Source organism: Streptomyces sp. NPDC002467 (assembly GCF_042889825.1).
Taxonomy (GTDB): domain Bacteria; phylum Actinomycetota; class Actinomycetes; order Streptomycetales; family Streptomycetaceae; genus Streptomyces.
In genome coordinates this window covers 232,738-245,756 of the sequence record NZ_JBIARJ010000010.1, presented here as the reverse complement: position 1 = coordinate 245,756, position 13,019 = coordinate 232,738, and the positions used below count along the sequence as shown (strand labels likewise).

Below are 13,019 nucleotides of genomic sequence, written 5' to 3'. Positions count from 1 at the left end.
CCGGGGGGACGTTCCAGCCCCTCCGGCGTTTGAGGAGCGGGGTCCGGGGCGGAGACCCGATCTTTGGGCCGCAGGAGGGGGACGGCAGCAGCCGCGTCCAGCCCCGCCGGCGATTGAGGCGCGGGTCCGGGCGGCGCCCGGGAGCCCAGCGCAGCGGGAGAACCACCACCGAGTCGGAGCGACATGCACACCCTCCTGATCACCGGCCCCGGCGGAGCCGGGAAGACGACCGTGGCCGCGGCCACCGCCCTCGCCGCGGCACGCGAAGGCCGCCGGGTACTGCTGCTCACCGACGCCCCCCACCCGCCCGAAGACGACCGGCTGAGCGTCGCCCGCGTCGACTCCGGCCAGGAGTTCCGCGACGAGCTCGTCGCCCTCCAGGAGCGCGGATCCGCGCTCCTCGGGATGATCGGCGCCCGGCCCCTCACCGCCGAAGAGCTCACCGAGCTCCCCGGCGCCGAGGAGTTCGCCCTGCTCCGCGCCGTCCGCCGGGCCGCCACCACCCCCGCCACCGACCTCGTCGTCGTCGACCTGCCCCCGCTGCACCGGGCCGTCGCCACCCTCTCCCTCCCCGCCCAGCTGCGCCGCTACCTCGCCCGGCTGCTCCCCGCGGAGCGCCAGGCCGCCCGCGCCCTGCGTCCCGTACTCGCCCAGCTCGCCGGTGTGCCCATGCCCGCGCAGTGGCTCTACGAGACCGCCGCCCGCTGGGACGAGGAGCTCGCCGCCGTCCAGGCCGTCGTCGAGTCCGACACCACCGAGATACGGCTCGTCGCCGAGCCCGGACCGGCCGCCGCCGACGCGCTCCGGCTCGGCCGGCTCGGGCTCGCCCTCCAGGAACTGCCCGTCTCCGCGGTCGTCGCCAACCGCCTCCTCCCGCAGGGCTCCGCCGACCCCTGGCTCGCCGGCCTCGCCTCCCAGCAGGAGAAGCACACCGCCGAGTGGGCCGCCGAGCTCCCCGTCATCCCGCTCGCCCACCTCGGCCGGGACCCGCGCGGCCCGCACGACCTGGCCCTCCTCGCGGAGGCGGAAGGGCTCGCGCCCCGGCCGCCCGCCCCCCGCCCGGGCTGGGCCGTCGAGGACCGCCGCGCCGAGGACGGGGTGCTCGTCTGGGAGGTGCCGCTGCCCGGCGCCCGCAAGAGCGAGCTCGACCTGATCCGCCGCGGCGACGAGCTGCTCCTCACCGCGGGCCCCTACCGCAGGATCGTTCCCCTGCCCTCGGTCCTGCGCCGCTGTTCCGTCTCCGGCGCCGCACTCGCAGACGGCGTGCTCCGCGTCCGTTTCACGCCGGACCCGGGCCTGTGGCCCCGTACGCACTGAACCGCGTACCCCCATTCGGGTAAGGTCGAAAGAGGCCGCACCGAACGCCCCGCAAGGAGAACCCGCGATGAGCGAGGCCACCGACCGTCCCACCGACGACGACGCCTGGGCCAAGGCCTGCGCCGAGGACCTCGCCGCCGAGAAGGAGCGCCTGCGCGGCCAGGGACAGCCGGGCGCCGGTGCCACCGGGACCGCCGCCGAGGAACTCTTCAAGCTCTTCGGCGCCGTCGCGGACAAGGTCTCCGCGCTGAACAACCCGCTCTTCGGCGCCGCGGCCCAGGGCGCGGTCCGCCAGTTCGTGGACCAGGCCAAGACCGCGGCGAAACCCGTCATCGAGCGGAACCCCGAGGTCTTCGACCACCTCGCGGCCGCCGGGTCCGAGCTGCTCGCCGCCTACCGCTCCGCCGTCGAGGGCCACGAGCGCCGCTGGACGCGCGACGAGCCCCCGGCCCCCCGCACGGGCTCCCACGACCGCGACCCCCGCGACGACGGCCCCGACGCAGGCCCCGGCGAGCGCATCGATCTCGACTGAACCCCATGCACGCTCGGGTACGGTTGGCCCTGGCGGGGTTTGACCGGAAACCGAGGGACTAATGGGACTCACCATCGGCGTCGACATCGGCGGCACGAAGATCGCGGCCGGCGTGGTCGACGAAGAGGGCACCATCCTTGAGACGTACAAGGTGCCCACCCCGCCGACCGCGAACGGAGTCACGGAGGCCATCTGCGCCGCCGTGTCCGAGGTCAGCAGCAACCACACCATCGAGGCCGTCGGCATCGGCGCCGCCGGATACGTGGACGACAAGCGGGCCACCGTCCTGTTCGCGCCGAACATCAACTGGCGCCACGAGCCGCTCAAGGACAAGGTCGAGCAGCGCATCGGCCTGCCCGTCGTCGTCGAGAACGACGCGAACTGCGCGGCCTGGGGCGAGTACCGCTTCGGCGCCGGTCAGGGCCACGAGGACGTCATCTGCATCACGCTCGGCACCGGCCTGGGCGGCGGCATCATCATCGGCAACAAGCTGCGGCGCGGACGCTTCGGCGTGGCCGCCGAGTTCGGGCACATCCGGGTCGTCCCGGACGGTCTGCTGTGCGGCTGCGGCAGCCAGGGCTGCTGGGAGCAGTACGCCTCCGGGCGCGCGCTCGTCCGGTACGCGAAGCAGCGCGCCAACGCCACCCCCGAGAACGCGGCGATCCTGCTCGCGCTCGGCGACGGCACCCCCGACGGCATCGAGGGCAAGCACATCAGCGAAGCCGCCCGACAGGGCGATCTGGTGGCCGTCGACGCCTTCCGCGAGCTGGCCCGCTGGGCCGGCGCGGGCCTGGCCGACCTGGCGTCCCTGTTCGACCCGTCGGCGTTCATCGTCGGCGGCGGGGTCTCCGACGAGGGCGACCTCGTCCTCGACCCGATCCGCAAGTCCTTCAAGCGCTGGCTGGTCGGCGGTGCCTGGCGTCCGCACGCGCAGGTGCTGGCCGCCCAGCTCGGAGGCAAGGCCGGCCTCGTCGGCGCGGCCGACCTGGCCCGCCAGGGCTGACTCTTACGGGCGTTCCGCCCGCCGTGCCCCTTGGGGGAGCGGCGGGCGGCGGCATATCTTGCGGGCATGGACCAGTTGCCGCCCCCGCTGCCGAAGTCCCGTACCGAGCCGGACGGTTCCGCCGTGATCCGGGCACTCAGCTACAACATCCGCTCGTTGCGCGACGACGAGGACGCAGTGGCCAGGGTCATCCGGGCGTGCGAGCCGGACCTGGTCTTCATCCAGGAGGCGCCGCTGTTCTTCCGCTGGCGCAAGCACGCGGCGCGGCTCGCCGCGAAGGCCGACCTGGTGGTGCTGAGCGGCGGCGCGACGGCGGCCGGGCCGCTGCTGCTGTGCTCGCTGAGGGCCTTCGTGGAGCGCACCGAGGACGTACTCCTGCCCCTCACGCCGGGCCTGCACCGGCGGGGCCTCGCCACGGCGGTGGTCCGCTTCGCGGGGGCGCGGGTGGGGGTCGTCAGCACCCACCTGTCCCTCGACGCGGCGGAACGCGGGGCGCAGGCGGAACTCCTTCTGGACCGGGTCGCCGCGATGGACACGCCGTACGCGATCGTGGGCGGCGACGTGAACGAAACACCGGGCGGCCCGGTCTTCCGGCGGCTCGCCGACACCCTCCAGGACTGCCGGACGGTGTCCCCCTGGGGCGGGGAGCGGACCTTCCCGGCGGCGGCGCCGGACCGGCGGATCGACGCGGTGTTCGCTTCGCGGGGTGTGGAGGTGCTGGCCTGCGGTGTCCCCGCGGGGCTGCCGGGGCTCGCCTCCGCGGACCTCCGCGCGGCGACGGACCACCTCCCGGTCCTGGCGGTCCTCCGCCTCCCGGCTGCGCCGTAGCCCGGACGACGCTCCCGCCTCAGCCGCGGACGGCCCTGCCCCGGCCCCCGGTCCTCGGACGGGCTGGGTGCACCCGGCCCCCGGTCCTCAGACGCCGGACGGTCTGCTTTGCCTCCGGCGGCGCCTCAAACGCCGGCGGGGCTGGATTTGGTTGCTGCCGTCCGCCGGCTGCGGGCTTAATTGCCCCCGTGCAATCCAGCACCGGCGAGACAGGTCCAGCCCTGGCAGGGACAAATCCCCCCGGGTGGGGCGGATTGAGCCTGGCGGGGGGCGGATTCAGCCCCGGTGAGGCGGCTCCAGCCCTTGCCGGCGGGGGCGGATCCAGCCCCGGCCGGGGCGCGTACAGCCCCGCCGGCGTTTGAGGCGCGGGGTCTGGGGCGGAGCCCCAGGGCGGGTCCGGGCGGAGCCCGGGGAACGGGGGAAGGGCGGGTAGGGGACCACGCCCCGCGCAGCGGCCCACCACCCGCAGACGAACCACCGGGCCCAGCCAGGGGGCCGCACCCCCGACCAGCCACCGACGGCCGGAGGCCGTTGCAGCGGCACGAAGCCGGGGAGGCGCCCCGGCGCCGAGCCGTGCGAGGGGCGCGTGAAAGAGGCTTGGCGCCCCGGCGCCGAGCCGCCGCGCGAGCGGCGCATCGGAAAGGTCAGACCACGGCCCCGCGCCCCGGATCGTCGTCATCGTCGTCGCCCTGCGCCATCCTCGCGACCAGCGTCGCGAAACCGCCCAGGAATCCGCCGATGCCCAGGGTGGTCAGCCACCAGGTCATCTCCCACTGCAGCAGCACCGCCAGGAGCAGCAGCACCGGCCCGCCGACCACCGCCAGCCAGGCGAACTTCGACGTCGTGTCCGCCTCCGGCAGCTCCGGTTCGGGCTGCACGAAGTGGCCCTCGTCGTCGTCCTTCCCGTCCTTCGGCTCCGCGAGGGAGTGGTCCCGGGGGCCCACCATGCCGCCCACGCCCGGGGCGAAGACCACCGAGCCGCCCAGGGTCGGGGCGGCCGCAGCCGGCGGCTCCGGCTCCTCGGCCTCGGGCTCAGAGTCCGCCTCGGAGCCGGCCTCCGCCCCCGCCGCCCCCTCCGCCCCCGCCGCCCCCGGCGGCAACGGCTTCACGTCCTCCTCCGGCAGCAGCAGGTTCTCGATCGGCCGGAACGGCCTCGCCCCCGGCGGGTCCGGCGGCTCCTGTCCGTACCCGGCGACGATCGCAGCCCACGCCGCTTCCTCGTCCAGCGGCGGAACTCCGCCCGACTGCTCCTCGTGCTCAGCCACCCGCCTCCGCCCCTTCCCTGCCCACGCTCTCCGCCAGCCGGCCGACGAACGCAAAACTGTCCGCGAAGATCCGCTCCGCGTCATGGTCCAACGTCGCGACGTGGTAGCTCTGTTCCAGCAGGGTCTCGGTGACGTCCGTCGACGAGATCCGCGCCAGGATCCGCGCCGAGTCCACGGGCGGTACGACGTGGTCCTGCGGGCTGTGCAGCAGCAGTACCGGCTGCGTCACCTGCGGCAGATCGGCGTCCACCAGCGAGAAGAGCTTGCGCAGCGAGTCCGCGGCCCGGGTCGGGACCCGGTCGTAGCCGACCTCCTCCGAGCCCGGCTTCGCGATGTCGCTGGCGATGCCCGGCGTCGACCGGATGAAGTGCTTGGCCACCGGAAGGGCGAAGGCCATCGGGTCGTGGACCTTGTTGGCCGGGTTGACGAGGACGAGGCCGCTGATCGCGTCCCCGTGCTTGGCCGCCAGCCGCAGCGTGAGCGCGCCGCCCATCGAGAGCCCGAAGACGAACACCTGCGCGCAGCGGTCCAGCAGCTCCTGGAGCGCCCGGTCGACCTCCGCGTACCAGTCCTGCCAGCCCGTGAGCTGCATGTCCTGCCAGCGCGTCCCGTGCCCGGGCAGCAGCGGCAGCGACACCGTGAGGCCCTTCCCGGCGAGGTACTCGGCCCAGGGGCGCATCGACTGCGGGGAACCGGTGAAGCCGTGGCAGAGGAGGACGCCGACCTCTCCGCCCTCGTGGCGGAACGGCTCGGCTCCAGGGAGGACGGGCACCAGGGTCTCCTTGATCATGATGTACATCAGGTGGGTGCGTTGCTCTGTGTGACTTCACCGTACGCGACCGGACTGGTACCGACCAGGGCCGTCGGGCCGCTGTCGGGGGAGGCAGGGGATAAGGTCTGTTCGACAGACACAGGAAGGCTTTCGAGTTGATCTACGGCGCAATGAAGTTCTCCATCGGCGGGTCCCTGAAGCTCGCTTTCAGGCCGTGGGTGGAGGGCCTGGAGAACATTCCCGCCGAGGGGCCTGCGATCCTCGCGAGCAACCACCTGTCCTTCTCGGACTCCTTCTTCCTCCCGGCCGTGCTGGACCGCAAGGTCACCTTCATCGCGAAGGCCGAGTACTTCACCTCCCCGGGCGTCAAGGGCAAGCTGACGGCCGCCTTCTTCAAGGGCGTCGGCCAGCTCCCGGTGGACCGCTCCGGTGCCCGGGGGGCCGGCGAGGCCGCCATCAAGAGCGGCATCGAGGTCATCGAGCGCGGGGAGCTGTTCGGTATCTACCCCGAGGGGACGCGTTCACCCGACGGCCGCCTCTACCGGGGCAAGCCCGGCGGGCTCGCCCGGGTGGCGCTGGCCACCGGAGCGCCCGTGATCCCCGTGGCGATGATCGACACGGAGAAGATCCAGCCGCCCGGCAAGGTGGTGCCGAAGCTGATGCGCCCCGGGATCCGGATCGGCAAGCCGCTGGACTTCAGCCGCTACCACGGCATGGACGGGGACCGCTTCATCCTCCGCTCGGTGACCGACGAGGTCATGTACGAGATCATGAAGCTCTCCGGCCAGGAGTACGTGGACATCTACGCGACGGCCGCCAAGCGGCAGATCGCCGACGCGGAGAAGGCCGAGAAGGACGCGGAGAAGGCCGCCAAGGTCGAGAAGAGCGCCAAGGGCGACAGCGCGGAGCAGTAACGGGCGGCGGCGGTACCGCCCGCGGGATCGGGGAGCGGGGGCGGGGGAAATGGCGAGACGTGAACGTGTCGTGCGCATGTCGGTGGAGCAGCCGCTCTGGCGGGCGCTGACCGGCTACCGCCTGCTGACCATGGTCTACGCGGTGGTGCTGTTCGCCTCCGCCTACAAGAAGTTCGACCGGCCCGTGGTCGCGATCGGCTACCTCGCCGCCCTCGCCGTCTGGACCCTGGCCACCTCCTCCAAGGTGGCCGGCGCCGCTGCCTGCACCAAGCGCTTCCTCTGCGCCGACCTCACCGTCGCCATCGCGGGGATCCTGCTCACGCCGGTCGCCGACACCCACAAGCGGATCGCCGAGGGCGGCCCCACCCTCCCCAGCATCTGGACCGCCGGCGCGGTCCTCGCCTTCGCCCTCAAGGGCGGCTGGCGCTGGGCCGGCTTCGCCTCCACCTTCGTGGCCGCCGCCAACCTCGTCATCCACGGCGGCGACCCCACCCGCGACACCCTGCACAACGTCCTGCTCGTCTGGGTCGCCTCCATCGCGATCGGCTACGTCGTCGAGGTCGCCCGGGCCAGCGAGGCCACCCTGGCCCGCGCCCTGGAGATCGAGGCCGCCACCCGCGAGCGCGAGCGGCTCGCCCGCGACATCCACGACGGGGTCCTCCAGGTCCTCGCCATGGTCCAGCGGCGCGGCACCGAACTGGGCGGGGAGGCCGCCGAACTCGGCCGCATGGCGGGCGAGCAGGAAGTGGCCCTGCGCACCCTGGTCTCCAGCGGGCTGGTGCACCCCTCCCGGATCTCCCGCGACGAGTCGCTGGGCGCGCTGGTGGACTCGTACGAGGTGGAGGAGCCCGGCGCCGACGAGGGCGAGGTCGATCTGCGGACCCTCCTCGCCCCGCACGCCGGTTCCCGGGTGAGCTTCGCCGAGCCGGGCACCCCGGTGCGGCTGCCGGTGCCCGCCGCGAAGGAACTGGCCGCGGCGGTCGGCGCCGCCCTCGACAACGTGCGCAAGCACGCCGGGGAAGGCGCCGGCGCCTGGATCCTGGTCGAGGACTGGGGCGACGAGGTGATCGTCACCGTCCGCGACGACGGCCCGGGCATCCCGGCGGGCCGGCTGGACCAGGCCGAGGGAGAGGGACGGATGGGCGTCGCCCTGTCCATCCGCGGCCGACTGCGCGACCTCGGCGGCAGCGCCGAGCTGGTGTCCGTTCCCGGACAGGGCACCGAAGTGGAACTGAAAGTACCCAGGGGGAGGACGGACCAGCGATGAGCGAGCCGAGTGTGCCGAGCGAGATCAAGGTGATGGTGGTCGACGACCACCCGATGTGGCGGGACGCGGTCGCCCGCGACCTGGCCGCCGCGGGCTTCGACGTGGTGGCCACGGCCGGCGACGGCCCCGAGGCGGTCCGCCGGGCCCGCGCCGTCACCCCGCACGTCCTGGTCCTCGACCTCAACCTGCCCGGTATGCCCGGGGTGCAGGTCTGCAAGGAGCTGGTCGGCGCCAACCCGGCGCTGCGGGTCCTCGTCCTGTCGGCGAGCGGCGAGCACGCGGACGTCCTGGAGGCGGTGAAGTCCGGCGCGACCGGTTACCTGCTGAAGTCCGCCGGCGCCCAGGAGTTGATCGACGCCGTCCGCCGCACGGCCGTCGGCGACCCCGTCTTCACGCCGGGCCTGGCCGGACTGGTGCTCGGCGAGTACCGCCGCCTGGCCACCGACCCGGCGCCGACCGCCTCCGACGACCGGCACGCCCCGCAGCTGACCGACCGGGAGACCGAGGTACTGCGACTCGTCGCCAAGGGGCTGTCGTACAAGCAGATCGCGGAACGCCTGGTCATCTCCCACCGCACGGTGCAGAACCACGTCCAGAACACCCTGGGCAAGCTCCAGTTGCACAACCGGGTGGAACTCGTCCGCTACGCCATCGAGCGCGGCCTCGACGACGCGTAGGTCGGGCGGAGCGCGGTCGAACATCGCACTTACCTCCCCGAACTCCTCGTACGAGTGAACGGGCGTACGCAACGCCCCTCAACATCACCGGAATTGACCCATCCACTCCCCTTGCTGTGACCTGCGTCACCACTAGCGTGACCGTCATGGCGAAGGGAGATTCCATGAAGGTCGGAGTGCTGACCGGCGGCGGCGACTGCCCCGGGCTCAACGCGGTGATCCGGGGCGTCGTCCGCAAGGGCGAGCAGGAGTACGGCTACGGGTTCATCGGATTCAAGGACGGCTGGCGGGGCGCGGTCGAGGGAGTCACCGTCCCCCTCGACATCCCGGCCGTCCGCGGCATCCTGCCCCGCGGCGGCACCATCCTCGGCTCCTCGCGCACCAACCCGTTCAAGGTGGAGGACGGGGTGCGGCGGATCAAGGAGAACCTCACCAAGTACGAGGTCGACGCGCTCATCGCGATCGGCGGCGAGGACACCCTCGGCGTCGCCGCCAAGCTGTACGAGGAGTACGGCATCCCCTGCGTCGGCGTACCGAAGACCATCGACAACGACCTGTCGGCGACGGACTACACCTTCGGCTTCGACACCGCCGTCGGCATCGCGACCGAGGCCATCGACCGGCTGCACACCACGGCCGAGTCGCACATGAGGGTCCTGGTCGTCGAGGTCATGGGTCGGCACGCCGGCTGGATCGCCCTCCACTCGGGCCTCGCGGGCGGCGCCAACGTCATCCTGATCCCCGAGCAGCGCTTCGACATGGACCAGGTGTGCGCCTGGGTGACCTCCCGGTTCACGGCGAGCTACGCGCCGATCGTGGTCATCGCCGAAGGCGCCATGCCCAAGGACGGGGACATGGTGCTGAAGGACGGCACCAAGGACTCCTTCGGGCACGTCCGGCTCTCGGGCGTGGGCGAATGGCTCGCGAAGGAGATCGAGGCGCGGACCGGCAAGGAGGCCCGTACGACGGTGCTCGGCCACGTCCAGCGCGGCGGCACGCCCAGCGCCTTCGACCGCTGGCTGGCGACCCGCTTCGGGCTGCACGCGATCGACGCGGTGCGCGACCGGGACTTCGGCAAGATGGTCGCGCTCAAGGGGACCGACATCGTCCGGGTCCCGATCGCCGAGGCCACGGCCAGGCTGAAGACGGTCGACCCGGCGCTGTACGAGGAAGTCGGGGTCTTCTTCGGCTGATCCGAGGGTCGGACGCCACCCGGGAGCCATGGGTCGTATCGTGACGAACGACCCATGGCCCTGATGTGTCCGACGTACGGGAGCAAGCGTGGAGATCCTGGCATTCGGTGTGACCGCCGACGAGGAGCCGCTCCTGGAGCGGGCCTTCGAGGGCCGACACGAGGTCCGCTGCCTCGACGTCTTCCTCGACGAGGACACCGCGCCGATCGCGGCCGGGTACGAGGTCGTCTCCTCCAGCGTCAACGCCGACCTGGGCGGCCGGGTGCTGCGGATCCTGGCGGCGGGCGGGACGAAGATGATCGCCCAGCGCTCCACCGGCTTCAACAACATCGACCTGGACGAGGCCCGCAGGCTGGGCATGACCGTCAGCCGCGTCTCGTACTACTCGCCCTACTCGGTGGCCGAGTTCGCCTGGACCCTCGCGATGGCCGTCAACCGGCGGATCGTCAGGGCCTCCAACCGCACCCGGGACTTCGACTTCCGTCTCAACGGCCTGATGGGCCGCGACATGCACGGCCGCACCGTGGGCGTCCTCGGCACCGGCAAGATCGGCGAGGCCTTCACCCGGATCGCGCACGGCTTCGGCATGAAGCTGCTGGGCTGGGACGTGGCGCAGAACCCGGCGTGCGTGGATCTGGGCATGAAGTACGTGGAGACGGAGGAGCTGTTCGCCTCCTCGGACCTCATCAGCCTGCACGTGCCGCTGCTGGAGTCCACCCACCACCTCATCGACTCGGCGGCGCTGGGGCTGATGCGCGACGACGCGATCCTGGTGAACTCCAGCCGCGGCGGGCTCATCGACACGGACGCGCTGGTCGCCGAACTGCGGGTGGGACGGTTCACGGGGGTGGGCCTCGACGTGTACGAGGCCGAGGCCGGGGTGTTCTTCACGGACAAGTCCATGGAGGCGGTGGGGGACGACACCCTGGCCAGGCTTGTCACCTTCCCGAACGTGGTCGTGACCTCGCACCAGGCGTACTACACGGCGGACGCGGTGGGGCAGATCATCGACACGACGGCCGCCAACGTGACGGATTTCCTCGCGGGGCGGCGCTCGGAGAACACCCTGGTCCCCTCCTGACCCGTACTCCGCGACGGTGCGGTGGGGTGCCGCTGCGCGGGGCCGTCCCCCACCCCGCCCTTCCACCGTTCCCCGGGGGCTCCGCCCCCGGACCCCGTACGTGCGCTGCGCGCCCGTGCCCTCAAACGCCGGGCGGGCTGGAAGATCCAGCCTCGCCGGCGTTTGAGGCGCGGGGGTCTGGGGGCGGAGCCCACAGTTTCGGGAAGGGGCGGGGTGGGGGAAGGGCCCCGCGCAGCGGCTGCCCCCGCCTACGCCGCGGCGGCAGCCGTCACGTCGGCCACCAGCCCGCGCAGCAGCTCCGCTCCCCGCAGGGTCAGCACCGACTCCGGGTGGAACTGGACCCCCGCGAAACCCCGCGCCGCGGAGCGAAGGGCGTGGACCTCACCCGTCGCGGGATCCCGCGAGACCTCCACCCCCACCGGCTCCGCGCCCTCGGCGCAGTACGCGGTGTACGTGTTGTAGAAGCCCACCACCTCCTGCGCCCCGAACAGGTCGATCCGCGTCTGCGCCCCCTGCGCCGGCTCCGCCTTGCGGATCAGCGGCAGTCCGAGTTCCGCCGCGAGCAGCTCGTGTCCCAGGCAGACCCCGAGCAGGCCGCCCCGGTGCGAGCCGAGGAGTTCCGCCGTCAGCGCGCGCAGCATCCGCATCTTGGGGTCCGCCGCGTCAGCCGGGTTCCCCGGGCCCGGGCCCAGCACGATCGGGCCCTCCCAGGCCAGGGCCGCCGCCCGCAGTCCCGGATCGTCGTAGCGGCGTACGGTCACCTCCAGCCCGGCCACCCGCAGGACGTGCGCCAGCATCGCCGTGAAGGTGTCCTCGCCGTCGACGACCAGCGCGTGGCCGGACGGCGAGGCGGGCTGCTCCTGCATCCGCAGCCAGAAGGGGGCCAGGTCCGCCCGCCGGGCGGACAGCGCGGCCTGCACCCGGGGGTCCTCGGCCAGTCGCGCCGCCCCCTCGAAGGCAGGGCGGGGCGCCGCCGGCCGGACGCCGAGCGCCGCCAGCACCCCGGCGGCCTTCGCGTGGGTCTCCGCGACCTCGCCCGCCGGGTCGGAGTGCCGGACGAGGGTGGCCCCGACCGGCACGCGCAGCGTCCCGTCGGGGGCGATGTCGGCGGTGCGGATCAGGATGGGGGAGTCGAGGGTCTGGGACCCGGACGCGTCGACTCCCAGCAGGGCCAGCGCGCCCGCGTAGTACCCGCGCCCGCCGGTCTCGTACCGCTCGATCACCCGGCAGGCGTTCTGGACGGGCGAGCCGGTCACCGTCGCCGCGAACATCGTCTCGCGCAGCACCTCCCGCACGTCCAGGGAGCAGCGCCCGCGCAGCTCGTACTCGGTGTGCGCGAGGTGCGACATCTCTTTGAGGCGCGGTCCGACCACGACCCCGCCGCGGTCGCCGACCGTGCACATCATCTTGAGTTCCTCGTCGACCACCATCGACAGCTCCTCGGTCTCCTTGCGGTCGCCGAGGAAGGAGAGGAGCGAGTCCACGGTCGGACCGCCGGGCGGATAGCGGTACGTCCCGCTGATCGGGTTCATGACGACGGTGCCGCCGTACATCCGGACGTGGACCTCGGGGCTCGCACCCACCAGGGTCCGCTCCCCGGTGTGGACGACGTACGTCCAGTACGCGCCCCTCTCGCCCTCCAGCAGCCGCCGGAACAGGGCGAGGGCGTCGGACCGGCCGAAGCCCTCGATCCGGCCCTCGAAGGTGCGCCGGATGACGAAGTTCGCGCCCTCCCCGCGGCCGATCTCGTCCTCGATGACCCGCTCGACCGTGGCCGCGTACTCCTCGTCGGGGACGTCGAAGCCGCCTCCGTCGACCCGGACCGGGTGCGAGGGCAGCGCGGCCAGCGCATCGGCGAGCGGGATCTCGTACGTCTCCTCGGCGACGAGCACGCTCAGCGGCGTGCCGTCGTCGCGCACGTCGAAACCGCGCTCCCGGATCTGCCGGAACGGGACCAGCGCGAGGGTGGGCAGCTCCCGCACGGGCAGGTCCGCGAGGCGCTCGGCCTCGTGGACCGGGCCGAGGAGGACCTCGACGGTGTCGTGGTCACGGCCGGGGGTGCGCCGGCGGAGCAGGGCGAACGGGGGGCAGGAATCGTCGAGCAGGCGGCTGAGTGCCGTGGACATGGGCGGGTCGTCCTTCCGGTGGGAGGAGCGGGAGGAGCGGCCCG

12 protein-coding genes are annotated in these 13,019 nt (G+C 73.0%); 9 read left to right on the top strand and 3 right to left on the bottom strand.

Annotation, left to right across the window (positions count from 1 at the left end; translation table 11 throughout):
- Positions 1-183: 183 nt before the first annotated feature.
- The 4 genes from ACFYYJ_RS22340 (at position 184) to ACFYYJ_RS22325 (ending at position 3,680) form a co-directional block, all read left to right on the top strand.
- A complete protein-coding gene (locus ACFYYJ_RS22340) occupies positions 184-1,317 on the top strand; it encodes an ArsA family ATPase (RefSeq protein WP_389134777.1) in 1,134 nt (377 codons plus the stop codon).
- 67 nt (positions 1,318-1,384) lie between these two features.
- Positions 1,385-1,849, top strand: coding sequence for a DUF5304 domain-containing protein (locus ACFYYJ_RS22335; protein ID WP_385130181.1), 465 nt, complete (start codon positions 1,385-1,387; stop codon positions 1,847-1,849).
- 61 nt (positions 1,850-1,910) lie between these two features.
- On the top strand, positions 1,911-2,852 hold the full coding sequence (locus tag ACFYYJ_RS22330; RefSeq protein WP_385130183.1) for an ROK family glucokinase: 942 nt from the start codon (positions 1,911-1,913) through the stop codon (positions 2,850-2,852).
- Positions 2,853-2,918: 66 nt separating this feature from the next.
- The gene (locus tag ACFYYJ_RS22325; RefSeq protein WP_385366839.1) at positions 2,919-3,680 is read left to right on the top strand and encodes an endonuclease/exonuclease/phosphatase family protein; all 762 of its coding nucleotides are present in this window, start codon (positions 2,919-2,921) and stop codon (positions 3,678-3,680) included.
- Between the two features lie 644 nt (positions 3,681-4,324).
- Here ACFYYJ_RS22325 and ACFYYJ_RS22320 read toward each other — a convergent pair.
- Both ACFYYJ_RS22320 and ACFYYJ_RS22315 read right to left on the bottom strand, forming a co-directional pair.
- The gene (locus ACFYYJ_RS22320) at positions 4,325-4,945 is read right to left on the bottom strand and encodes a hypothetical protein (RefSeq protein WP_389134774.1); all 621 of its coding nucleotides are present in this window, start codon (positions 4,943-4,945) and stop codon (positions 4,325-4,327) included.
- Positions 4,938-5,717: an alpha/beta hydrolase gene (locus ACFYYJ_RS22315; protein ID WP_385366280.1), complete on the bottom strand. Its 780-nt coding sequence runs from the start codon at positions 5,715-5,717 to the stop codon at positions 4,938-4,940. The genes ACFYYJ_RS22320 and ACFYYJ_RS22315 overlap by 8 nt, the downstream gene beginning before the upstream one ends.
- Before the next feature lie 170 nt (positions 5,718-5,887).
- Here ACFYYJ_RS22315 and ACFYYJ_RS22310 point away from each other — a divergent pair, with 170 nt between their 5' ends.
- From ACFYYJ_RS22310 to ACFYYJ_RS22290, 5 genes are all read left to right on the top strand, one after another.
- The gene (locus tag ACFYYJ_RS22310) at positions 5,888-6,631 is read left to right on the top strand and encodes a lysophospholipid acyltransferase family protein (RefSeq protein ID WP_389134852.1); all 744 of its coding nucleotides are present in this window, start codon (positions 5,888-5,890) and stop codon (positions 6,629-6,631) included.
- A gap of 49 nt (positions 6,632-6,680) precedes the next feature.
- On the top strand, positions 6,681-7,898 hold the full coding sequence (gene macS / locus ACFYYJ_RS22305; RefSeq protein WP_389134772.1) for a MacS family sensor histidine kinase: 1,218 nt from the start codon (positions 6,681-6,683) through the stop codon (positions 7,896-7,898).
- Complete coding sequence (locus ACFYYJ_RS22300) at positions 7,895-8,575, top strand: response regulator (protein ID WP_385366273.1); 681 nt, start codon at positions 7,895-7,897, stop codon at positions 8,573-8,575. The genes macS and ACFYYJ_RS22300 overlap by 4 nt, the downstream gene beginning before the upstream one ends.
- A 164-nt stretch (positions 8,576-8,739) precedes the next feature.
- Positions 8,740-9,768 (top strand): 6-phosphofructokinase, encoded by a 1,029-nt coding sequence (locus tag ACFYYJ_RS22295; RefSeq protein ID WP_385366278.1) that lies wholly within the window; start codon positions 8,740-8,742, stop codon positions 9,766-9,768.
- 88 nt (positions 9,769-9,856) lie between these two features.
- Positions 9,857-10,849: a 2-hydroxyacid dehydrogenase gene (locus tag ACFYYJ_RS22290; RefSeq protein ID WP_389134769.1), complete on the top strand. Its 993-nt coding sequence runs from the start codon at positions 9,857-9,859 to the stop codon at positions 10,847-10,849.
- 248 nt (positions 10,850-11,097) lie between these two features.
- On the opposite strand, the gene ACFYYJ_RS22285 is transcribed toward ACFYYJ_RS22290, so the two are convergent.
- Entirely contained in the window at positions 11,098-12,975 is a 1,878-nt protein-coding gene (locus tag ACFYYJ_RS22285; RefSeq protein ID WP_389134766.1) for an anthranilate synthase family protein, read from the bottom strand.
- Positions 12,976-13,019: the final 44 nt, after the last annotated feature.